This is a genomic window from Exiguobacterium sp. TNDT2 (assembly GCF_003331145.1).
In the GTDB taxonomy this organism is placed as follows: domain Bacteria; phylum Bacillota; class Bacilli; order Exiguobacteriales; family Exiguobacteriaceae; genus Exiguobacterium.
On record NZ_QLVE01000007.1, the window covers coordinates 29,947 to 50,530 of the forward strand.

Annotated in this window: 23 protein-coding genes; 6 read left to right on the top strand and 17 right to left on the bottom strand. The window is 54.1% G+C overall.

Annotation, left to right across the window (positions count from 1 at the left end):
* Window positions 1-86: 86 nt before the first annotated feature.
* From treC to DPV68_RS05970, 6 genes are all read right to left on the bottom strand, one after another.
* Window positions 87-1,721: an alpha,alpha-phosphotrehalase gene (gene treC / locus DPV68_RS05945; RefSeq protein ID WP_114165875.1), complete on the bottom strand. Its 1,635-nt coding sequence runs from the start codon at window positions 1,719-1,721 to the stop codon at window positions 87-89.
* A gap of 83 nt (window positions 1,722-1,804) precedes the next feature.
* A complete protein-coding gene (gene treP / locus DPV68_RS05950) occupies window positions 1,805-3,253 on the bottom strand; it encodes a PTS system trehalose-specific EIIBC component (RefSeq protein WP_114165876.1) in 1,449 nt (482 codons plus the stop codon).
* A 202-nt stretch (window positions 3,254-3,455) separates the two neighbouring features.
* Complete coding sequence (treR, locus tag DPV68_RS05955; protein WP_232819523.1) at window positions 3,456-4,121, bottom strand: trehalose operon repressor; 666 nt, start codon at window positions 4,119-4,121, stop codon at window positions 3,456-3,458.
* 91 nt (window positions 4,122-4,212) lie between these two features.
* Window positions 4,213-5,061 (bottom strand): DegV family protein, encoded by an 849-nt coding sequence (locus DPV68_RS05960; RefSeq protein ID WP_114165878.1) that lies wholly within the window; start codon window positions 5,059-5,061, stop codon window positions 4,213-4,215.
* 94 nt (window positions 5,062-5,155) lie between these two features.
* Window positions 5,156-5,848: a response regulator transcription factor gene (locus tag DPV68_RS05965; RefSeq protein ID WP_114165879.1), complete on the bottom strand. Its 693-nt coding sequence runs from the start codon at window positions 5,846-5,848 to the stop codon at window positions 5,156-5,158.
* Window positions 5,849-5,873: 25 nt separating this feature from the next.
* Window positions 5,874-6,998 carry a sensor histidine kinase gene (locus tag DPV68_RS05970; RefSeq protein ID WP_198662255.1) on the bottom strand — a complete coding sequence of 375 codons (1,125 nt, stop codon included), beginning with the start codon at window positions 6,996-6,998 and terminating at the stop codon, window positions 5,874-5,876.
* Window positions 6,999-7,172: 174 nt separating this feature from the next.
* Here DPV68_RS05970 and DPV68_RS05975 point away from each other — a divergent pair, with 174 nt between their 5' ends.
* Window positions 7,173-7,814 (top strand): YigZ family protein, encoded by a 642-nt coding sequence (locus tag DPV68_RS05975; protein WP_114165881.1) that lies wholly within the window; start codon window positions 7,173-7,175, stop codon window positions 7,812-7,814.
* A gap of 41 nt (window positions 7,815-7,855) precedes the next feature.
* Window positions 7,856-8,878, top strand: a complete 1,023-nt coding sequence (locus tag DPV68_RS05980; RefSeq protein ID WP_114165882.1) for an LCP family protein — start codon at window positions 7,856-7,858, stop codon at window positions 8,876-8,878.
* A 53-nt stretch (window positions 8,879-8,931) separates the two neighbouring features.
* Here the strand turns inward: DPV68_RS05980 and DPV68_RS05985 are convergent, their stop codons facing one another.
* From DPV68_RS05985 to DPV68_RS06010, 6 genes are all read right to left on the bottom strand, one after another.
* On the bottom strand, window positions 8,932-9,984 hold the full coding sequence (locus tag DPV68_RS05985; RefSeq protein ID WP_114165883.1) for a glycosyltransferase family 4 protein: 1,053 nt from the start codon (window positions 9,982-9,984) through the stop codon (window positions 8,932-8,934).
* Between the two features lie 123 nt (window positions 9,985-10,107).
* Window positions 10,108-10,521, bottom strand: a complete 414-nt coding sequence (locus tag DPV68_RS05990; RefSeq protein WP_114165884.1) for a Rok-like winged helix domain-containing protein — start codon at window positions 10,519-10,521, stop codon at window positions 10,108-10,110.
* Between the two features lie 215 nt (window positions 10,522-10,736).
* A complete protein-coding gene (gene pgmB, locus DPV68_RS05995; RefSeq protein ID WP_114165885.1) occupies window positions 10,737-11,402 on the bottom strand; it encodes a beta-phosphoglucomutase in 666 nt (221 codons plus the stop codon).
* A gap of 200 nt (window positions 11,403-11,602) precedes the next feature.
* Window positions 11,603-11,938 carry an Asp23/Gls24 family envelope stress response protein gene (locus DPV68_RS06000; protein WP_114165886.1) on the bottom strand — a complete coding sequence of 112 codons (336 nt, stop codon included), beginning with the start codon at window positions 11,936-11,938 and terminating at the stop codon, window positions 11,603-11,605.
* 73 nt (window positions 11,939-12,011) lie between these two features.
* Window positions 12,012-13,067, bottom strand: a complete 1,056-nt coding sequence (locus DPV68_RS06005) for an acyltransferase family protein (RefSeq protein ID WP_114165887.1) — start codon at window positions 13,065-13,067, stop codon at window positions 12,012-12,014.
* A 37-nt stretch (window positions 13,068-13,104) separates the two neighbouring features.
* Window positions 13,105-13,656, bottom strand: coding sequence for a hypothetical protein (locus tag DPV68_RS06010; RefSeq protein WP_198662256.1), 552 nt, complete (start codon window positions 13,654-13,656; stop codon window positions 13,105-13,107).
* Between the two features lie 250 nt (window positions 13,657-13,906).
* Between DPV68_RS06010 and DPV68_RS06015 the strand changes: the two genes are divergently transcribed.
* The gene (locus DPV68_RS06015; protein WP_114165889.1) at window positions 13,907-14,395 is read left to right on the top strand and encodes a hypothetical protein; all 489 of its coding nucleotides are present in this window, start codon (window positions 13,907-13,909) and stop codon (window positions 14,393-14,395) included.
* Here the strand turns inward: DPV68_RS06015 and DPV68_RS06020 are convergent.
* Both DPV68_RS06020 and DPV68_RS06025 read right to left on the bottom strand, forming a co-directional pair.
* Entirely contained in the window at window positions 14,392-14,991 is a 600-nt protein-coding gene (locus DPV68_RS06020) for an alpha/beta hydrolase (protein ID WP_114165890.1), read from the bottom strand. The two genes, DPV68_RS06015 and DPV68_RS06020, sit on opposite strands and share 4 nt — an antisense overlap.
* A complete protein-coding gene (locus DPV68_RS06025) occupies window positions 14,988-15,932 on the bottom strand; it encodes a VOC family protein (protein ID WP_114165891.1) in 945 nt (314 codons plus the stop codon). Before DPV68_RS06025 ends, DPV68_RS06020 begins: the two co-directional genes overlap by 4 nt.
* A gap of 115 nt (window positions 15,933-16,047) precedes the next feature.
* Here DPV68_RS06025 and DPV68_RS06030 point away from each other — a divergent pair, with 115 nt between their 5' ends.
* The 3 genes from DPV68_RS06030 (at window position 16,048) to DPV68_RS06040 (ending at window position 18,610) form a co-directional block, all read left to right on the top strand.
* The gene (locus tag DPV68_RS06030; protein ID WP_114165892.1) at window positions 16,048-16,938 is read left to right on the top strand and encodes an ABC transporter ATP-binding protein; all 891 of its coding nucleotides are present in this window, start codon (window positions 16,048-16,050) and stop codon (window positions 16,936-16,938) included.
* Entirely contained in the window at window positions 16,928-18,121 is a 1,194-nt protein-coding gene (locus tag DPV68_RS06035; RefSeq protein WP_114165893.1) for an ABC transporter permease, read from the top strand. Before DPV68_RS06030 ends, DPV68_RS06035 begins: the two co-directional genes overlap by 11 nt.
* Before the next feature lie 63 nt (window positions 18,122-18,184).
* Window positions 18,185-18,610 (top strand): hypothetical protein, encoded by a 426-nt coding sequence (locus DPV68_RS06040; protein ID WP_114165894.1) that lies wholly within the window; start codon window positions 18,185-18,187, stop codon window positions 18,608-18,610.
* 39 nt (window positions 18,611-18,649) lie between these two features.
* Here the strand turns inward: DPV68_RS06040 and DPV68_RS06045 are convergent, their stop codons facing one another.
* The 3 genes from DPV68_RS06045 to DPV68_RS06055 all read right to left on the bottom strand — a co-directional run bounded on the left by DPV68_RS06045 (window position 18,650) and on the right by DPV68_RS06055 (window position 20,377).
* Window positions 18,650-19,141, bottom strand: coding sequence for an SMI1/KNR4 family protein (locus DPV68_RS06045; protein WP_114165895.1), 492 nt, complete (start codon window positions 19,139-19,141; stop codon window positions 18,650-18,652).
* 49 nt (window positions 19,142-19,190) lie between these two features.
* On the bottom strand, window positions 19,191-19,790 hold the full coding sequence (locus tag DPV68_RS06050; protein ID WP_114165896.1) for a helix-turn-helix domain-containing protein: 600 nt from the start codon (window positions 19,788-19,790) through the stop codon (window positions 19,191-19,193).
* An 86-nt stretch (window positions 19,791-19,876) separates the two neighbouring features.
* Window positions 19,877-20,377 (bottom strand): PTS sugar transporter subunit IIA, encoded by a 501-nt coding sequence (locus tag DPV68_RS06055; protein WP_029594982.1) that lies wholly within the window; start codon window positions 20,375-20,377, stop codon window positions 19,877-19,879.
* Window positions 20,378-20,584: the final 207 nt, after the last annotated feature.

The following is a 20,584-nucleotide window of genomic DNA, read 5'->3' on the forward strand; positions in this document are numbered from 1 at the left end:
CGGCTTGTTGTTCATAGGCGGGGGCGTTCCGACAAAAAAGGACGAAACAGTCTTCAAAGACCGTCCCGTCCGCTTCATCCTGCCCATCATTTACGCTTGTAGAACATGATCGCCTCATACGCCCGGAGCGACAACGTCGTCCCGTCGAGTTGCGGCACGTCATAGTTGTGGCTGACAACATCGGCGTGCGAGAAACCTGCCGGGATCTCATACGTCGTCTCCGGTCCGTAGAAGTTCGCGACGACGAGCACCTCCTCGTGTTCCGTCTTCCGCGTGTACGCCCAGACGTCGAGCGCGTCCGGCGTGAGGAGCGTGTAGTCCCCGTCCGTCAACACGTCGAGTTCTTTCCGGAGCGAGATCAAGTTCTTGTAGTGGTAGAACACCGAGTTCGGGTCGTCGAGTGCCGCCTCGACGTTCACGTCACGATAGTTCGGCGCCACGTTGATCCATGGCGTTCCGCTCGTGAATCCGGCGTGTTTCGACGCATCCCACTGCATCGGCGTCCGTGAGTTATCGCGCGACTTCTGTTTGATGGCGGCCATCATGTCCTCGTGCGACACGCCTTGTTCACGCTTCAATTTGTAGATGTTGAGCGTCTCGATATCGCGGTACTCGTCGAGCGAGTCGAAGCCCGGGTTCGTCATGCCGATTTCCTCGCCCTGATAGATGTATGGCGTCCCTTGGAGACCGTGGAGCACGGTCGCGAGCATCTTCGCACTCTCGACGCGGTGATCGGTGTCGTTCCCGAAGCGGCTGACGACGCGGGGCTGGTCGTGGTTGCACCAGAAGATGGCGTTCCACCCCTTGCCGTGCATCCCTTCCTGCCACGTCGACATGATGTCTTTCAGTTGCAGAAAATCGAACGGGGCGGCGACGAACTTCTCGCCGTTCGGATAGTCGACTTTCAAGTGATGGAAGCTGAACGTCATGCTGAGCTCGTGCTCGTCCGGGCTCGAGTAGCGGACACAGTGGTCGAGCGTCGTCGACGACATCTCACCGACCGTGATGACGTCGTGCCCGTCGAACACCTCGCGGTTCATCTCTTTCAAGTATTCGTGGATGCGCGGCCCGTCCGTGTAGAACTTGCGGCCGTCCGAGTCGTCTTCCGGGAAGTCCTGCCGTTTCGAGATCAAGTTGATGACGTCGAGACGGAACCCTTTGATGCCTTTGTCGCGCCAGAAGCGCATCATCTCATAGACGTCCTCGCGCATCTGCTCGTTCTCCCAATTCAAGTCGGCCTGGGTCACGTCGAACAAGTGGAGATAATATTGTCCGCTCTTCTCGTCGTACTCCCAGGCGTTACCGCCAAACTTCGACTCCCAGTTCGTCGGTTCGTCGCGCCAGATGTAGTAGTCGCGGTACCGCTCGTCGCCGGCGAGCGACTTCTGGAACCATTCATGCTCGGTCGACGAGTGGTTGACGACAATGTCCATCATGAGCCCGATGCCACGCTCCTCGGCCTCGCGGACGAGCTCATCGAGGTCGTCCATCGTCCCGTACGACGGGTCGATCGCGTAGTAATCGCTGACGTCATAGCCGTTATCGTGTTGTGGTGACTTGTACACCGGGGTCATCCAAATGTATTCGATGCCGAGCTCGGCCAAGTAGTCGAGCTTCGCGGTCACCCCTTTAATCGAGCCGGTGGCGTTGCCTTCCGGGCTATAGAAGCTTTTCGGATAGATTTGATAGACGACGGATTGGCGCCAGTTTGATGGTGTCATGTGTGTAGTCTCCTTTTGTAAGAGTTTTCATTTGTATAGGAAAAGGGGAAGAACCTCCGTCCCTCCCCTTGTTCTTTCCCGTATTATGCGACTTTGTTTTTCTCAATCTCGCCTTTTTTCATGTAACGTCGCGACATTGCGAGCGTCAACACGAATGGAATGATGAGGGCGATGACCATGCCGATGATGAAGATGAAGATCTTATCGGTGAAAATCGACAGGAATCCAGGAAGGCCCCCGACTCCGACAGCGAACGCTTGAACGTCGTTCAACGTGATGAACACCGCCGCGACGGCCGAACCGATCATGGCCGAGTAGAACGGGAACTTGTTCGGCAAGTTCACCCCGAACATAGCCGGCTCGGTAATTCCGAAGAAAGCCGAGATGGATGACGTCGACGCCATGCTCTTTTGTTTCGCGTCATGTTTGAACACGAGGAACATCGCGAGTGCGGCTGCACCTTGTGCGATATTTGACAAGGCAAGCATCGGCCAGAGGAACGTCCCGTTCGTCTCAGCGATGAGCTGTAAGTCGATCGCGAGGAACAAGTGGTGCATCCCTGTGACGACGAGCGGTGCGTAAAGTAAGCCGAACAGGAGTGCCCCGACGACCGGCACTGCTTCGAACACGTTGACGATTCCCGTCGCAATCAAGTTACCGAGGCCACGTGTGAGCGGTCCGACGATCGAGAGAGCGAGGAAACCGGTGATGACGATCGTCATGATTGGCACGACGAGCAGTTGAATCGCGTTCGGGACGTGTTTTTTCAAGAACATTTCAATATGGCTCAAGATGAAGGCCGCGGCCAAAATCGGAAGAATCTGACCTTGGTAGCCGACTTTTTCGATCTCGAACAAGCCGAGGATGTTGAACGTCGGGACGTCACCTTCAAGCGCTGCTTGCCCGTAACCCCATGCGTTCAAGAGATCCGGGTGGACGAGCAAGAGACCCATGACGATCCCGAGCACTTCGCTGCCGCCGAACCGCTTCGTCGCCGACCAACCGACGAGTGCCGGCAGGAAGACGAACGCCGTGTTCGCCATCATGTTGATGAGGTCCCATAAGCCTTGCAGGTTCGGGTACGCCTCGATGAGCGTGGCGTCGTCGACGAACAGCCCTTCTGAGGCGAGTAAGTTGTTGATCCCCATCAAGAGACCGGCGACGATGATGGCCGGGATGATCGGCATGAACACGTCCGAGAACACTTTGACGAGTTTTTGGAGCGGGTTCATCTTCTTGCCGCCGGCCGATTTGACCTCGGCGACGGTTGCTGATTCAAGTCCCGCGAGTTTGATGAACTCGGCGTAGACGCGTTCGACGTCACCGGCCCCGATGACGACTTGATACACACCCGAGTTTTCGAATGCGCCTTTGACGAGGTCCGCTTCTTTTACTTTCGCTTCATTGACGAGCGACTGGTCTTTCAACGAAAGACGGAGCCGCGTGACACAGTGTGCCGCTTTATCGACGTTATCCTTGCCGCCGATGGCTTCAAGGATATCCGCGGCGATTTGGCGATAATCTGCCTTCATACATGTTACCTCCTTTGTTTGAAAACGCTTGTTGAAAGCGGTTACTTATGAGTACAAACAAAGTGTAACTTATATAGACGAGTCCTGTCAATAACTTATCTATATAAGTTGCGTGTGACAAATTCGTGCCAGGCGTTCACTATTTTTGTTCCCTCTTGCCTTGATTCAAAACGAAAAAAAGACCCCTTTCGAAAAAGGAGTCCTACCGACGCGCCACGTCACTGAATTGAAACTTGTCGAGCCGGTGGCGGGATTCGGTATATTCGAACTGTCTGCCCTCATAAAGGAACGTGTCGTTCGTGATGACGATGACGTACTCGTAATCGTACAGGTCAAGCCGCGAACGGTCGAGCTCGGTCACGTCCTCCGCCGCAATTTTCCGTTTGGCGTAACTGATTTGGAGCCCGAGCTCATGCTCGATATAGGCGTAAATCGAGCGGGCGGCAATCTCTTGCGTCAGCCCCGGGACGAGGTCTTTGACGAAATAATTCACGTCTAAAATGACGTTCTCCCCGTCGAAGTTTCGGACACGTTCGATTCGATACATCCGCGTCCCTGGCTCGAGGTCCATCCGGTCGACGAGCCAGTGCGGCGCCTCGATGTCCTCAAACGAGACGACCGATGTTTGAATCGAGCGGCCGAGCAAGGACGCATACACTTCCGAGAAGCTGACGATCCCGTTGAACTGGAACTCGATTTGGTCGCGCCGGAGCACGAAGACGCCTTTCCCGTGATGCTTCCGGACGTACCCGTGCTCTTGAAGCAGGTCGAGCGCTTTCCGGACCGTCCCCCGGCTCGCCCCATACTCGTGCATGAGCTCGGTCTCAGACGGCAGTTTCGATTCCGCCGCATATTCACCGGTCTTCATCCGCTCGGCGAGACGCTCATAGATTTGACGATATTTGGTCACAGGCTCACTCCTCTCTATCGAAAAAGACGACCCGACGGCCGTCTTTCCTTTACCATTCGCGGCGATACCACGTGATGCCGATCGCACCAGGTCCAAGGTGTGTCCCGATGACCGGTCCAAAATAAGCACCCGTGACATGGGCCTGTGGGAACTTTTGTTTCATCGATGCGATCTCCTCGGCCTGGCGATCCGGGCAATTGGCGTGGATGATGCCGATGCAGTACCCTGCCCCATCGCCGTCGATTGACTGTTCCATCATCTCTTCGATGCGACGGACCGCTTTCTTGTACGTCCGGATTTTCTCGAACGGGACGATCAACCGGTCTTGGAAATGGAGCACCGGTTTGATTTGAAGAAATGAGCCGACGAGCGCCTGCGCCGCGCTGAGCCGCCCGCCCCGTTGGAGATGGTCGAGGTCATCGACGACGAAGTAGGCCTGAATCGACTCGCGCATCTTTTCAAGGTGAGCGATGATCTCCTGCGCCGACGCGCCCGCGTCACGCATATGGATCGCCTCTTCGACGAGAAAGGCTTGGGGCATACATGAGATTTCCGAGTCGAACGCATGGACGTTGACGTCGACCATGTCGTTCAAGGCGATCATCGACTGGTACGTGCCGCTGATCCCGCTCGAGAGCGTGATGGCGATGACGTCGGTCACCTCGTCCGGCAGGCGTTCAATCAGTTCGATCGTCTCCCCGATGCTCGGCTGGGATGTCGTCGGCAAGTTCCCTGCCTCGATCCGGTCATAAAATGCCTCGGTCGTGATGTCGACGGCTTCGCGGAACGACTCCCCGTCAAAGATCACGCTGAGCGGGGCGACGTGGACGTCGTGACGCTCACAAAATTCGGCCGGCAAATAGGCGGTACTGTCGGTCAAAATGGCTATGTTTCCCATGCTATATCCTCACTTTACATCGTTTCATTTTTCAGTTGAATGTGGATTCCATCCCATATTGTAGCATAAAAACGATGTATTGCATCGGTCGAGGTCAAATCTCGACCCATCCGCGGCGGATGGCATCGACGACGGCTTGCGTGCGGTCGTTCACATCCATTTTGCGAAGGACAGACGAGACGTGGTTCTTGACCGTCTTCTCGCTGATGAACAGCATATCGCTGATGTCGCGGTTCGAGCGGCCCTCGGCGAGCAGATGCAACACTTCGACCTCTCGGCGCGACAACAATTGGTAGACGGGATCGTCGGTCCGGTTCTCGACGTTACGGACCGCCTGCTCGCCTTTGAATTGAAGCAGACGCCGATATTCTTTCAGAACGTTCGTCGTCACTTTCGGGTGTAAGTACGCCCCGTCTTTTGCCATCGAACGTACCGCCGAGATGAGTTCGGTCGATGCGACTTCTTTCAATAAGAAGCCCGATGCGCCGGCCTCGAGCGCGTGCGTGATGTACGACTCGTCGTCGTGAATCGACAGGATGAGGACGCGTGTGTCTGGTGACAGCACCGACAACTGCTTCGTCGCCTCGATCCCGTTCAATTCAGGCATGTTGATGTCAAGAATCAAGATTTCCGGCTTATGGTCCGCGGCGATCTGAATCGCCTCGGTGCCGGTCCGCCCTTCGGCGACGACCGTGAATTCATCCTCTAAATCGAAAATCCGTTTCAAGCCTTCTCGAAACAGCTCATGGTCATCCACGATCGCGATGCGTGTATGTAATTGTTCCATCTAGATACTCCCCCTTGTTCTTCTGTTACGTGATCGGAATCGACATTCGGACGACCGTCCCTTTACCGACTTCCGAATCAATGGTCATGCTCCCGTTCACGAGCTCGATCCGCTCCCTCATCCCGACGATCCCGAACGAGCCTTCGCCAATCGAGGCTGGCACGAATCCGACGCCATGGTCTCTCACATAAATATGAATCGCATCATGCGCTTGTTCGACATTGACGACGATTTCTGCCGTCTTCGAATGTTTGATCGCATTTTGGACGGCCTCTTGAACGAGCCGGAACACGTTAATCTCTAATTTCTCAGGCAGTCTAACGCGTGACCCCCGGTAGTTAAGCCGGGTCTTGATGGCCGTGTACTCCTCGGTCTGATGCAGATACCGTTCGAGCGTCGGCAAGAAGCCGAGGTCGTCAAGCGACATCGGACGGAGGTCGTAAATGAGCCGTCGGACGTCGACGAGCGCACCGCGAATCAGCCGCTTCAACTCGTGTAGTTCGGCGAACGCCTCGTCTTTCCCACGCTTGTCGAACGTCTTCTCAATCAAATCAGCTCGAATCAAAATATGAGCAAGCGATTGCGCCGGTCCGTCGTGCATCTCACGGGCAAGGTGGCGCCGCTCACGTTCGGCCGCCTCGAAGACGCTGATGGCCATTTCTTGCTTCTTCATCATGTCGGAATACTCTTGCTGCAAATCGTCGCGCAGGAAGTTCAACACGACGGTGACACGGCTGACGAGCCTGTCCGCCCGCTCCATCGTGTCCTCGAGGACGAGCAGACGGCGTTCAAGGTCGTTGCGCCGCTGTTGGCCGGCCATCTCCTCTTTTTGGATGAGGAACCGCTCGAGTTGCATCTGGTTGGCACGTTCGTATGCCTCCCGAATTTCTTGCTCACTATGTATATGAAACTTTTTGCTCACTTGGACGAGCTTGTTCTTCGCCGCTTTCACGAGCACGTCGAGCCGCTCCGACTCCTCGATATAAAACTCGATCTTTTGCGTCAACTCTTTCAACTCGTTTTGAATCACTGAATATTCGTTGGCCGAACTCTCGGTAATCCGGACGATTTCCTCTTTACTTTCCGTCACCGTCTCAATCATATTTGTTATGATATGTTCTAAAGCTGTACGATCGGTAATATGATTCACGATGCCATCCCCTAATAATTCGGTAGTAAGTCCCCATCTATTCCTATTATCGTCTGTGGAACGTTCGCTTACAGTAAAACATGGAGGCTCTCCTTCCCATTCGTCGCACCAAGTGTTGACGCCTACTTGAATTCTAAAAAAAATAGTGAAAAATAGAAAGGAGAATTTTCAGAAATGTCTGCTGTACAAAATTATACTATAAAACAAGACGGAGAATACGAGGTCATCATCCAAAAGTCAAAATTTATCGCCCACTTCAAACGGGTCACCTCCGAGGAAGAGGCGCAGACGTTCATTCAAGCGATCAAGAAGGCGCATTGGAACGCCAATCATAACTGTTCGGCCTATATCATCGGCGAGCGCAGTGAGTTCCAAAAAGCGAATGACGACGGGGAACCGAGCGGCACGGCCGGCCTTCCGATGCTCGAGGTGCTCCGAAAACGTGCGTTGAAAGACACGGTCGTCGTCGTCACCCGCTACTTCGGTGGCATCAAGCTCGGCGGCGGCGGACTGATCCGCGCTTATGGCGGCACGGTGAGCGAAGGACTCGACGCCATCGGCATCGTCGAGCGCATCGTGATGCAACGGTTGACGCTCACGGTCGATTACGGCTGGATCGGCAAGGTCGAGAACGAGCTCCGTCAATCGTCGTATCTTCTCGATGACATCGTCTATGCCGACCGCGTCACGTTCCACGTCTCGGTACCGGTCGAAGCGACTGAGACTGCGATAGCCTGGCTCGTCGATTTGACGAACGGACAAGGGGAACTTGAGGCCCGGGGCGAGCACATCATCGAACGTGATTTTGTGCGGTAGGTCACGTATACTAAAAGAAATGAATGAAATGAGGAGACGACATGGAACAAGACTCCAGAAAAAAACGTCGTGTTTGGAAAATCGTCCTGCTCGTGCTCGGCCTCGTCTTACTGATTGGCGGGTCGGCCTTCGGCTACTTCGTCTTCAAGGCGAACGAGACGGCGGAGAACACGAACAGCGAGCTGAAACGCGGCGACAAGTCGGATCGTCGGGAAGACACCGTCGACTTGACGAAAGATCATTTCTCCGTCCTACTCGCTGGTGTCGATGGCGGCGAATCGCTCGAAGAAGGACGGACCGACTCGCTCATGGTGGCGACGTTCAACAAGGAATCGCGTCAAGTGACGCTCGTCAGCATCCCGCGTGACGCATACGTCGATATCGTGTCGAACGAGGGGGAGTTTAAAGACAAAATCAATCACGCTTACGCCTATGGCGGCATCGACACGACGATTGCGACGGTCGAGAAGCTGTTCGACATCCCGATCGACTACTATGCGACGATCAACTTTGACGGCATCGAGGACCTCGTCGATGCGGTCGGCGGCGTCGAGGTTGATGTGCTCATCCCCATCTCCGGACGGGCGACCGGCAACGTCGAGCTCGAACCCGGCGTCCAGATGTTGAACGGGAAAGAAGCGCTCGCCTATGCCCGCATGCGCAAGGACGACCCTGAGGGCGATATCGGACGGGCGAAACGTCAACAGCAAGTGCTCGAGGCCATCATCAACGAGGCGACGACGATCAACTCGTTCACAAAGCTCAACCGGATCATGAATGCGGTCGGCAATAACATCCGAACGAATATGTCTCTCTCCGAGGCGTCACAGCTCCAGCCGTACACGAAGTCGCTCCGCTCGTTCAACCAAGAGACGCTCGCAGGCGGCGATTTGACGCTCGGCGGTGTATACTATTATGAACTCGACCCGGCTGACTTGAGCGAGAAACGTACGCTCTTGAAGACCGAGCTCGGGCTACCGGTGACGGCGGAGGACTCCGAGACAGAGACGGATGACGGCTTGACCGGCACCGACGACGGGTTCAGCGAGACGACGACATACTGACGACCAAAAAACGACCGAGGACACGCGTCCCCGGTCGTTTTTATATGTTCTGATCATGTCTTGGGCCGGCCGAGCAGACGCCGTGACGTCTGGATGATCGGCTTATAATTCGGATGAATCAACTCGGTCGACTCGACGATCAGCTCGATGACGATGAGCACGATGACGAACGTAATGACCGCCCCGAGCATCGTCGTCTTCGCGAACAGGATCGAGGCGATGCCGAAGAAGAACGTCATCCCATACATGAGCAACACGGCTTGCCGCGTCGTGAAGCCCATGTCGATCAACTGGTGATGCATGTGCGACTTATCGGGCGACATCGGCGGCCTTCCTTGAACGAGCCGACGGACGATCGCAAAAATCGTGTCCGAGATCGGCAGACCGAGCAAGAGCACCGGCACGACGAGCGAGAACAACGTCACGTTCTTGAACCCGATGAGCGAGAACACGGCGAGCATATAGCCGAGGAAGAGCGCCCCGGTGTCGCCCATGAAGATTTTCGCCGGATAGAAGTTATGGACGAGAAACCCGAGCGTGCTCGCGAGAAGCAACAAAGCCATCATCGTCAAATAGACGTTTCCCTGGATGATGGCGAGCAGGGAGATCGTCCCGAGGGCGATGCTTGAGACGCCGGCGGCGAGACCGTCGAGACCGTCAATCAGATTGATCGCATTCGTGATTCCAATCAACCAGAGCACCGTCACCGGGATACTCCATGAACCGAGATAGAGCTGTTGGTCGAACGGGAGGTTAATCAATTCGATGCGCATACCGGAGTTCAAGACGACGACGGTCGCAATCATCTGCCCCATCAGCTTGACGCGGGCCGTCAACTGGAACCGGTCATCGATGAATCCGGTCAAAATGATGACGACGGCCCCGATCAAGATGGCGTCGTTATATCGACTCGTCGGCAATAGCAGGGCGTAGCCGATAAAAAAGGCGATGAAGATGGCGAGGCCGCCAATCCGTGGCATCGTCCGTAAATGTACTTTTCGGGCGTTCGGGTGATCGACCGCTCCGATCAGAAAAGCAAACCGGCGAACGAGCGGCGTGATCAAGATGGCCATCACAAAACTGACCAACATGGCAATCCATAGCATGGGCCAACGTTCCTCTCTCATAAAAATAGACTCTGGCGAATTATAGCATATTTCCTTTGAGGCGAGACGTATCAGAAATATTACAACAAAAAATCCCGACGAGGTCGTCTCGTCGGGGCATGGTCAGGCGTGGGCCGGATGCGTCGTCACTTCATCTGCAGCCTCGTATGTATACAAGCCGCGGCCAATCTTTTTGATGTCCGGATTGACCGACTCGATTTTCACCATCAACTGGTAAATGTTGCTAATGTTATGACGGTAGCGCAATTCGAGCTCCATCTGGATGTCCCGCACGCTCATCGTTCTCCGTTCCTTCAATAGGTCTGTTACCTGATGGACGTAGACCTCGAGTGGATAACGTTGATTGACGCGTCGTGGACGAAGCCGTTTCGCGGAATCGAGCAACGATTCCTCTTCATGTTTGCTTCGGTTCAGTTCAGAAATCAAATACTCGGCACGGCGTTGTAACTGCCGATACGATTCTTCGATTTCCATGAGCTCCCGATAAATGTGTTCATTGACATTCGCAGATTCCATACACAAATCTCCTTCTACACCCAATTGAAATTCTCGATTACCTATTTTGAATCAAGATTTTCTAATTATTACTTGCTATCTTCTAAAAGTGTAACGGATTTGTAATGTGTTTGTCATCTATTTTTGGGCATCTCTTCCTATTCAGGACTTTTGAACTACAAAAAGACGACGACTGTTCGGGGCAGTCGTCGTCTCACGGAAGATGATCGTAGTCTTTACGCGCCGACGCGTTCGAGGATGCGTGCGAGCGAGAGTTCATCGGTCGAAGAGACGATGAGGTCTGCATGACCAAGCATCGATTCTTCCCCGACGGCGACAGCAAACATGTTTGCCGCTTTGATTGCAGTCACGCCTGCGGCCGCGTCTTCAACGCCGATGGCATGTTCGGGTTTCACGCCAAGGGCAGAGGCGGCCTTCAAAAACACTTCGGGATGTGGCTTTGATTCGGCGACAGTTGCTGCATCGACAATGTGGTCGAAGTAATGACGGACACCAAGTGCGTCTACAACCGCAAATGCGTTTTTAGAAGCCGATGCCATTCCGATCTTGAGACCAGCCTCTTTGATTTCATCGAGGAATGAAACGATGCCTGGCAACAAATCTTTCGGAGAGATGTGTTGAATCAGTTCAACGTAATGCTCGTTCTTCTTCTGTGCGAGTTCCGCCTTCTCATCTGGTGTGAAGTCGTCTTGTCTCCCACCGAGTACGAGAATGCGCTCGAGCGAATCCGTCCGGCTCACGCCTTTCAGCGTCTCATTGAACTCACGGTCGAATGGGATAGCGAGCTCTTCTCCAAGCTGTTTCCAAGCGAGGTAATGGTACTCCGCGGTATCAGTGATGACACCGTCCAAATCAAAAATGACTGCTTCAATCGTAGACATACATGCTTTCCGCCTTTCCTTCTAATGCTTGTGTCGTCAGACTACATCAAGGGAACTTGACAAGTACCCGTTGCACGATTGGTCATTGATGCAAACGGTTGCACTTGTTCGATTTCTATTATAAATGAAAAAGCCATCTTCATGCAACCGCTTTCGCAAAAAAATAAAAAAGCAGGAGAAGTAAATCCTTCTCCCACTGCTTACAACTGAATACCGACGACTTTCACGTTGACCGCGAGCGGTGTCATCGCGAGCATCGTGTCCATGTCTTGCGTGATGCGTTCTTGTACGGCCGTCACCGTCTTGATGATGGACTGGCCGTAGGCGACGTAGAGCGACAGGTTGATGATGACGCCCTCTGGCGACTCGTCGACCTTGGCGTGCTTCATGAGCGCACGCTCCGACAACTTCGTGTCTTCTTGCGTGAACGACACGTACTTCGTCTCTTTGACCGCGACTGCGGCAATCATTTCGACAACGTGACGGGAGACGTTGACGTCTCCTTCTGAACTATACTTTCCATTTTCGTATGGCATGGTGTCACTTCCTTAACTCTAGTTTCGCTACCCTGTATAAAGTGTAGCGGAAAACGGCCGTTTAGAAAAGAGTTTACGGTTTTGCGTCCTTCACATCTTGGACGCGGCGAACGTCAATCTCGACGAGCGGTTTCAACAGCTTGACGACCGGCGGGCTGATGATGACCAGCACGATCAAGAATGCGACGCCGAACAAAACGAGCATTTGGAGCCATGATGTCGGCATGAAGCCGGCCGGCACGAACGCCTTCCAGGCGACGACGAGAAAGACGTGCACCAAATAAATATAGAGACTATACTTCCCGGCCCGGGTGAACACCGGCAGTTCGCGACCGGGGATGATGAGTGCGAAGCTGACCGCCATGAGCGCCGATATCGTATAGACGATCAGGAAAGCGAACGGCCCGCTCCAGATTGCCTCTGGCACCGCCGTCTCGTAGGCGAAGCGGAACTTGAACAAGTTACCGATGTGATAGAACGTCCCTTCGCTCTGAAAGCTCATCGAGGCGAGCAGCCCGAGCGTGAGCGTCGTGAAGACGGCAAAGCCGCCGATCCGGTACCGGTTACGCTGCTCGGCCCGCTTCGGCAGTTCGAAGAAGTTCATCGTGTTCCGCTCGCTCATCCAGTTCCCGATCAAGAAGAACGGATAGAACATGATGACTTTCCGAAGGGCGAAAAAGCCGGTCGACTCCGCTTGAAAGCCGAATAAGAGCGCGAAGAGGAGCGCGTATAGCACGTACCCTTTCAACTGGGTCACATACGGGGTGATGACGTACCAGATGATGATCGCCATCAAATACCAGAGCGCCCAATATGGCTTGAGCACGTTCAGTCCCGGATTTTCAATCGACAAGACCGGAATCCCTTCCGTGAAGGAGAACCAGGAGCCGAGGATGACTTGCCAGATGACGTAGACGACGAACAGCTGGATGACGCGCAAATAGCGGTTCTCCCGGAAGAAGTAACCGCTCAACATGATAAATAACGGCATATGGAACGTGTATAAGAATAAATAGACCCACTTCGGCAAGATGTCGTCATAAGCGCCGCGCACGTCGGTCAACAAGTGACCGAACACGACGAGCAGAACGAGCACGCCTTTAATATTGTCGTACCAATGATTTCGCATAATTCTTCCTCATATCTTACATATTTCTTCTCATCGATCACAGCTGATTGAGTGACCGTTTTTTCTGTTCCCACCATTTGAGCAAGCCAGCCTTATCTTCGGCCGGAACATGCTCCATCAAGAAATCGACTTCTTCTGTCAAGCCGAAGACGACAAGTTCTGGTTCGGTTTGAATCGTCTTGATCAGTCGTTCAAACTCCGTAAAGAACGCATTCAATTCGCCTGGTGCGACTGAATGGATGGCATCGGCTTGTTTTTCCACGTATTCAACAAAATAGTACAGGTAGAAGACACGGACGTAATTTCGCAAGACAGGGTCTGCGAACGCGTCCGCTCGTTTGACGAGTTTCGCCCCCTCGCGTAATTGATCAAATCGAAACATGTTCCTTGCGTTGGGAGAATCAAGCTTCTTGATGGATTCAATCAAGCGCTCCACTTCTTCCTGTTCGAATCCTTCCATGAAATAACGGTTCAACGTCGTCTTCACGTCCGCATGCTGTTTATACAACCCGACGATCAGTTCAATCAACTCGTTTTGGTCGAATTGCTTGAGCTCGGCCCGCAACTCGCCTACTTTCATCTTTTTCATATCATCCCTCACTTCAAATTTTGCTTCACTCATCATAGCCGATTTTTTCGTCTGATGAAATTACGTTTCTACAAAAAATAATGACGTCACTGTCATCATTCCCTGGATTTACGATTCGCAAGCCGAAACGTCAACAAATCTTCATCTGACAGCACGTTTCGTGCGTATTCAAATGGACGAGAGTGGGTAGAGTATAGTATAGTGGTGTTACTAAATAATCTGAATATTCTAATAAAAGGAGGTGTGGAGAATGGCTTCAGTCATTCGTAACCGTCACCATATGGTACATGACCCGAAACGTTCATTCTCTAACTTCGGATTTTGGTGGTTCACCGGCGCCTTTTCCGTCGGACTGCTCATCGTCGCCTTCGAACCGATCCGGGAACGATTCACCGCCATCCATCCGATTCTATCTGTCCTTTCATTCGTGTTCATCTCGTTCTTCATCGGCGTCGCCATGAAACTCGCCCGTGACGTCTGGTGGCTCAACTACTTGCTCGAACGCACATCGAACCGGTACATGTACATCGGGGCGGACACGCTCCGCGGTTGGCAGTATACGCTCGACTCCATCTGGTTATTGACCCGCACGTCACAAAAAAAGCTCGGCCGATTGTACATCCAAATCGACCGAACCGTCCGTTCTGAAGAGGCGAAGCGTCTGTTCGCCGCCTATTTGATTGATCGCGGGGTGCTCGTCGTCTACTCGAGACCCTCAAAACCGAAGAAGATGGCCTAACCGAGGAACGGGTTCAGCCAAACTTGCGCCGCCTCGACTTCTTCCATACGCAACTCGTGTCCGCCTTCGTGATAGAAGAGTTCAACGTCCGCTCCGGCACCACGAAGCGTCGACGTGAGCTCTTCTGTTTCTGTTTTCGGGCAAATCGGGTCACGCTCCCCAGCCGAGATGAACACGTTCGCACTAGCAAGGTCCGGCAACGTGAGTGAGCGGTCGGGCACCATCGGGTGGAACAAAAGTGATGCGTGGAACGCACGCTTCCGGTAAAGCGCCGAGCCGATCAAGTTGGCCCCGTTCGAATAGCCGAGCGGAATCATCTTGTCGCGGTCGATGCCATACTCCGCCGCCGCATCGTCCAAGAACGTCAAGAACCGTTCCGTCTGTAGCTTCAAGTCCTCGAGGTCGAGGACGCCTTCCGCGTGACGGCGGAAGAAGCGGGACATGCCGTTCTCGAGCACGTCCCCCCGGAGCGTCAAAATATTCGCCTCGGGAGCGAGTCTTCGTGCGAGCGGGATCAAGTCCTGCTCCGTCCCTCCCGTCCCGTGCAATAAAACGAGTGTCGTCTCGGTCGTGCCTTTGATGAATTGATGAATCATGTCATGTCTCCTCTCGGGATTATAATCGTCGGTAACGTGCGGGTGATCGCCTCACGGTCTTGTTCGAACCAGGCCGGGAGCTTAAGTGTCGAGCCTAGGCCTTCCAAGCTTTCATCGATCAAAAACCCAGGGGCGTCGGTCGCGAGTTCATGGAGAATTCGGCCGCCATCATGGAAGTAGACCGAGCGGAAGTAATGGCGCTCCTTCACTTCGGTCGGACGGAGCCCGAGCTCGAAGATGGCGTCTTGCCACGCCGCGTAGTCCTCCCCGTCATTGACACGCCATGCGATATGATGGACCGTCCCTGAACCGGGCACTCCGTTCGACAGGATGGTCTTTTTCACGTCGATGACGTTGCCGTAGTCGGCCGAGGCTCGTAGGCGAATCCATTCTGAATCTTCCCCTACCGTCTCAAAGCCAAACAGTCCCGTCAGCAAGCGGACCGTCGCCTCAGGGTCTTTCGACAACAACGTCGCTCCGGCAAAACCGGTGATTGCTTCAGCTGATGTCACGCCCGGCACGACCCAACTCGTCTGTTTCGAACTCGTTCGGGCGACGAGCTCGACGACGAGTCCGTCCGGGTCTTCAAACAAGAGCGACGGCTCGCCGAACCGTTCGGTCGCGACCGTGCCGACGCCGTGGTCGTTCAATCGTTTCTCCCAAAACAAGAGACTGCCTTCCGGGACGAGATAGGCCGTGACCCCGACTTGTCCGCTGCCGACGCTGCCTTTGCCGATCCCTGGAATCGGGAAGAACGTGATGACCGTCCCTGGTGACCCTTGCTCGTCCCCGAAATAGAAATGGTACGTGCCGGGGTCATCGAAGTTGACCGTCTGTTTGACGAACCGGAGCCCGAGGACATTCCCATAAAAATCTAAAGTACGCTGTGGGTCTTTCACCATCGCCGAAATGTGATGGATGCCCGCTGATTGCTTCGTCATGTCATGCCCTCCTTTTATTATCTTGATTTCAAGATAAATCATTTTTGAAAAAATGTGAAACTTTTCGCTCAATATGGCGTACGCTAAGAGTAGACACCTATAAGGAGGTACATATATGACGTTACAAATCGATCGTGTCTCAAAACAGTTCGGTGACTTTACAGCCGTCGACGACTTGAGCTTCCACGTCCCGAAAGGCGAGATGTTCGGCCTGCTCGGGGCGAACGGGGCCGGCAAGACGACGACGTTCCGTATGATTCTCGACATCTTGAAACCGAGTGACGGGACGATTACGTGGGACGGAAAACATGTCGACCATCGCATCGTCGGTTATCTGCCGGAAGAACGGGGTCTCTATCCGAAGTCGCCCGTGCGGGACCAGCTCGTCTTCTTGGCGAGTTTAAAAGGCATGCGCCAGGCCGAGGCGAAACGGGCCGTCAAGTCGTGGCTCGAACGGCTCGAGATCCCGCAGTATGAGACGATGCGCGTCGAGCAACTGTCCAAAGGGAACCAACAGAAGATTCAACTCGTGGCCGCCCTGCTCCACAACCCGGAGCTGCTCATCCTCGATGAGCCGTTCAGCGGACTCGACCCGGTCAACGTCGAGATCTTGAAGCGTGAAGTGCTCGCCCTCCGTGACACCGGGACGACGATCGTCTTCTCGAGCCACCGGATGGAGCACGTCGAGGAATTGTGCCAGCATATCGGCATCTTGAAAGGCGGCCGCGCGGTCGTCAGCGGCGACGTCCCGACGATCAAGGCGCGTTACGCTGAACCGGTGCTCTTTATCGAGACGGACCGGCCTGACGTGCTTCAAGCCCTCCCGGTCGTCCGGGCGGTCGAGCCGCATAAGGACGGCCATTTCGTCCGACTCGACTCGTTCACTGACAGCGATGCGGTGCTCGGGGCCCTCGTGACGAACGGCGCCGCCGTCAAGACGTTCATGCGTCAACCCGTCTCATTAAACGACATCTTCATCAAGGAGGTCGGCCAACATGTTTCATAATTTCGGACCGCTCTACTCATTCACGTTACGCTCGAAACTGCGCTCGAAGGCGTTTCTCATCTCGACGATGTTGACGATTTTGTTCATCTTCGGTTTCACGAACATCGACCGTCTGCTCGCCAACTTCGAGGATACGGACCAGGCGCAAGCCATCCTCGTCACTGACAACAATGAACTGACGACGCTCATGCAATCGCTCGGCTATGAAGACATCGAATCGGCATCCATCTCCGAGTCCGAGGCACGCGCTGGGCTCGACAGCGGGGATTATGAGATCGTCGCCTTCGTGGAAGGGAATTCGGCCCGCGTCTTATCGGAACGGCCGGAACCAGATTTCACGACGGTGCTCCAGACGGCGCTCCGCGAAATCCGGAACGCCGAACTGATCGAGACGTCGAACATCGACCCGGCCGTCCTCGCGGCGTTGAATGAGCCCGTAACGGTCGAGGAATCGTATCTCGGCCGCGGCGGGGAAAACTCGGACGAGCTGTTCTCGTCGTTCGCATTCGTCTACGTCATGCTCATGTTGCTCTACGTCTCGATTATCACGTATGGCTCGATGATCTCGACCGAGGTCACGACCGAGAAATCGTCGCGTGTCATGGAACTCATCATCTCGACGACGCACCCTGTGACGCATATGCTCGCCAAAATCTCGGCCATCGGGACGCTCGCTCTGCTCCAAATCGCGATTTTCCTTGGCTTCGGGTATTTCAGTGCCCGCAGCAACGAGATGGCCCAGTCGGTCATCGACAACGCCGGCAACGTCCGGGCCGTCGTCTACTTGTTGACGTTCTTCACGCTCGGATATCTGCTCTATGCGGCCATGTTCGCCGTGCTCGGCTCGCTCGTCAGCCGGGTCGAGGAGTCGCAACAGATGACGATGCCGGTCATCATGCTCCTCGTCGCCGGGTTCCTCGCCGCCATGTTCGGCTTGAACAACCCGGAAGCACCGATCGTCACGATTCTCTCGTACGTACCGTTCTTCACGCCCATGCTCATGTTCCTTCGCGTCATGCTCGTCGACGTGCCGGTGTGGGAAGTCGCGTTATCGATCGGCATCATGATTGCCACGATCGGTGTGATTTTATGGGTCGGCTCGAAATTTTATCGCGGCGGCGTCTTATTCTACGGCAACAACGCGATTAAACAATGGCGACAAATATTACAGAATCGACAATAACGTTTACAGCATTTTCGTTTTCGTATACTCTAAAGAATGTGCAAAATGAGGAGGAAACGAACTATGCGATCACGATTACTCGCAGCTTTAATCTTTACTTTCATGACGACGCTCACGACGTTCATCTGTTATACCGTCTTCTTGGACGCCGATGCGCTGTGGCAAATCTTGCTCGCATACGCGGGAAGCACGTTCCTCGGGACGCTCGCTTTTTGGTATCCGGTCAGCCGACGTCCGGAGACGTCGCGGTTCGGCGGCGCGTGGATCGGCATCTTGATCACGGCGGCGACGCTCATCGGATTCACTGCGATCCGCTTCACCGTGCGCGGTGACGCCGCGTCCTTACTCGACTGGCAGACGATGCTCGCGAGCCTCGCCTATACGTTCGGTTACGTCGGCTGGGTGCTCACGATTCTCAATATCGTGCTCGGCTTCCTGCTTGCCGGGACACAACCGAAAGTACGTTATGACGCGCGCATGGCGCGTTGAACGACAGAACGGCCACCCATTTGGGCGGCCGTTCTTTTTTTAGCCTCCTCGAAACCAGTCCCAGAACGCGGCCCCTTGTGCCACGATCACGTAATCCAACCATAGTGAAAAGGTGAACGGCAAGCGGTTCAACCTAGCGTCCTCTTCATCAAAGCTCAAAAACTCTCCAATCCACATCCGATTGTCCGTCTCACTTATGTATTCGCAAACAATCCATTCTCCGTCACGTCCCGCCCCGACCGGCAGAAAGGGAGCCGGACAATCCCAATGTTGCCGGTATTCAAGTATCTCCTCAATCGAGAACAATTCGATTGCCCCACCATACTCCGGGTCTTCGAACAGTTTGGCACCGTTATGTTCGCCTAACCACGCCCGGACCGCTGCGGGTGTTTCTTTCGGCAACCGCTCTAGTTCCGTCGCAGTAGCTGGACCGTTGAAGGAGAACATCAACTCGTTCACGTATCCCTCTTCTAACTGGACATCCAACCGGTTGTTCACCAATCGCCGCTTCAGCGCTTGAATCGCAATCATGACAACATTCCTTTCGTTCATAGCGAAAAACCGTGGTCCCCCACGGCTTTTACTGCAATTTATACGATTTACCGACGACCCCGAACTCCGTGTATTGGAACGAGTTGTCGACGAACTGGTCTGGTACGAGCTGATCAATGTAACGAGCGAACGGCACGATTCGATGCGTCGTTTCGTGCGAGCGACCAAGACCGAGCACCGCGTCGACGAGCGCCTCGAGCGCATGATGTGTGGTCGGTTCCTCGTCCTCGGCGAAGATGCGACGGAGTTCTTCCTCATGCATCAGGTCGAAGATGCGCATGCGCGCCTCGAGTTGCCGCTGCATGTCCTCGGTCGACTTGCCGTGCATCGCTTCTTCGTAGGCGAGTTTCATCTGTTCGAGCTCGGGGACTGTCCCTTTCATGAGCACTTTGAGCGACTCACCCGTCCAAATATGCCGGGCCAAATAGTTCGCGTCAATCTTCAGCGCCTCGGCGAGCGCCTCTATGTAAGGCATCGTCGGGTACACTTCACTCAGTTCGGTCCTGCGAATAAAGTACGGGGCGACACCGATGCGGTCAGCGAGTGCCTCGACCGAGATGCCGGCCCGCTCCCGTAATATTCGAATTCGGTCGCCATAACCCCGGTACGGTGCGTTTTTCCCATCCATATCTTTCTCCCCCTCTCTTTGTAGTATAGTTCCCAAATCCACAAAAAAATACTCGGAAGCATACGCCTCCGAGTAAATCGTTCCACTTATTTTTTCGTCAATTCGACGACTTCTGAAGAACCGGCTGTGACCGTGTCACCTTCTGCAACGAGTTTGTTCACGCCGAAGCTGTCGTGGTTCGTGATGATCACCGGTGTGATCGTCGACGGCGCGTTCGCTTTGATGAAGTCGAGGTCGAACGTGACGAGCGTGTCGCCCGCTTTGACGGCTTGGCCTTCTGTCACGTGTGTCTCGAAGCCTTCTCCTTTAAGATTGACCGTGTCGAGACCGATGTGAATCAAGTACTCCGCCCCGTTGTCTGCGTTGATCCCGATCGCGTGTTTTGTCGGGAAGACAGTGGCGATTGTCCCATTTACCGGCGAGACGACTTTACCGTCTGTCGGTTCGACGGCGATGCCGTCACCCATCATTTTTTGCGAGAACACTTGGTCAGGAACGTTCGTGATGTCAATGACCTTCCCTGTAAGCGGTGAAACCGCGTTAAGTTGTTCTTCTTTACCACCGAAAAGTTTTTTAAAGAATCCCATAGCTTAATCCCTCCAACATGTTCTGTTAATCAAAGTCTTAGCTTTTATACCCGAAAAGCTTCCACTTCAATCCCTACCCTAGAAACGGTATAGTTGTAATAAGGTAGTGCGAATTCGTTTTACACATCGTAAGGATACGAGTGTGCAATCGCTTTTGCAAGCCCTTTTTACACTTTATAAAAATTTCACGTGATGGAGGCGCTTACA

Excerpts from the sequence above, each read along its gene's own strand:
- treC (WP_114165875.1), bottom strand. The coding sequence starts at position 1,721 with ATGACACCATCAAACTGGCGCCAATCCGTCGTCTATCAAATCTATCCG.
- treP (WP_114165876.1), bottom strand. The coding sequence starts at position 3,253 with ATGAAGGCAGATTATCGCCAAATCGCCGCGGATATCCTTGAAGCCATC.
- treR (WP_232819523.1), bottom strand. The coding sequence starts at position 4,121 with ATGAAGACCGGTGAATATGCGGCGGAATCGAAACTGCCGTCTGAGACC.
- DPV68_RS05960 (WP_114165878.1), bottom strand. The coding sequence starts at position 5,061 with ATGGGAAACATAGCCATTTTGACCGACAGTACCGCCTATTTGCCGGCC.
- DPV68_RS05965 (WP_114165879.1), bottom strand. The coding sequence starts at position 5,848 with ATGGAACAATTACATACACGCATCGCGATCGTGGATGACCATGAGCTG.
- DPV68_RS05975 (WP_114165881.1), top strand. The coding sequence starts at position 7,173 with ATGTCTGCTGTACAAAATTATACTATAAAACAAGACGGAGAATACGAG.
- DPV68_RS05980 (WP_114165882.1), top strand. The coding sequence starts at position 7,856 with ATGGAACAAGACTCCAGAAAAAAACGTCGTGTTTGGAAAATCGTCCTG.
- DPV68_RS05985 (WP_114165883.1), bottom strand. The coding sequence starts at position 9,984 with ATGCTATGGATTGCCATGTTGGTCAGTTTTGTGATGGCCATCTTGATC.
- DPV68_RS05990 (WP_114165884.1), bottom strand. The coding sequence starts at position 10,521 with ATGGAATCTGCGAATGTCAATGAACACATTTATCGGGAGCTCATGGAA.
- pgmB (WP_114165885.1), bottom strand. The coding sequence starts at position 11,402 with ATGTCTACGATTGAAGCAGTCATTTTTGATTTGGACGGTGTCATCACT.
- DPV68_RS06000 (WP_114165886.1), bottom strand. The coding sequence starts at position 11,938 with ATGCCATACGAAAATGGAAAGTATAGTTCAGAAGGAGACGTCAACGTC.
- DPV68_RS06005 (WP_114165887.1), bottom strand. The coding sequence starts at position 13,067 with ATGCGAAATCATTGGTACGACAATATTAAAGGCGTGCTCGTTCTGCTC.
- DPV68_RS06010 (WP_198662256.1), bottom strand. The coding sequence starts at position 13,656 with ATGAAAAAGATGAAAGTAGGCGAGTTGCGGGCCGAGCTCAAGCAATTC.
- DPV68_RS06015 (WP_114165889.1), top strand. The coding sequence starts at position 13,907 with ATGGCTTCAGTCATTCGTAACCGTCACCATATGGTACATGACCCGAAA.
- DPV68_RS06020 (WP_114165890.1), bottom strand. The coding sequence starts at position 14,991 with ATGATTCATCAATTCATCAAAGGCACGACCGAGACGACACTCGTTTTA.
- DPV68_RS06025 (WP_114165891.1), bottom strand. The coding sequence starts at position 15,932 with ATGACGAAGCAATCAGCGGGCATCCATCACATTTCGGCGATGGTGAAA.
- DPV68_RS06030 (WP_114165892.1), top strand. The coding sequence starts at position 16,048 with ATGACGTTACAAATCGATCGTGTCTCAAAACAGTTCGGTGACTTTACA.
- DPV68_RS06035 (WP_114165893.1), top strand. The coding sequence starts at position 16,928 with ATGTTTCATAATTTCGGACCGCTCTACTCATTCACGTTACGCTCGAAA.
- DPV68_RS06040 (WP_114165894.1), top strand. The coding sequence starts at position 18,185 with ATGCGATCACGATTACTCGCAGCTTTAATCTTTACTTTCATGACGACG.
- DPV68_RS06045 (WP_114165895.1), bottom strand. The coding sequence starts at position 19,141 with ATGATTGCGATTCAAGCGCTGAAGCGGCGATTGGTGAACAACCGGTTG.
- DPV68_RS06050 (WP_114165896.1), bottom strand. The coding sequence starts at position 19,790 with ATGGATGGGAAAAACGCACCGTACCGGGGTTATGGCGACCGAATTCGA.
- DPV68_RS06055 (WP_029594982.1), bottom strand. The coding sequence starts at position 20,377 with ATGGGATTCTTTAAAAAACTTTTCGGTGGTAAAGAAGAACAACTTAAC.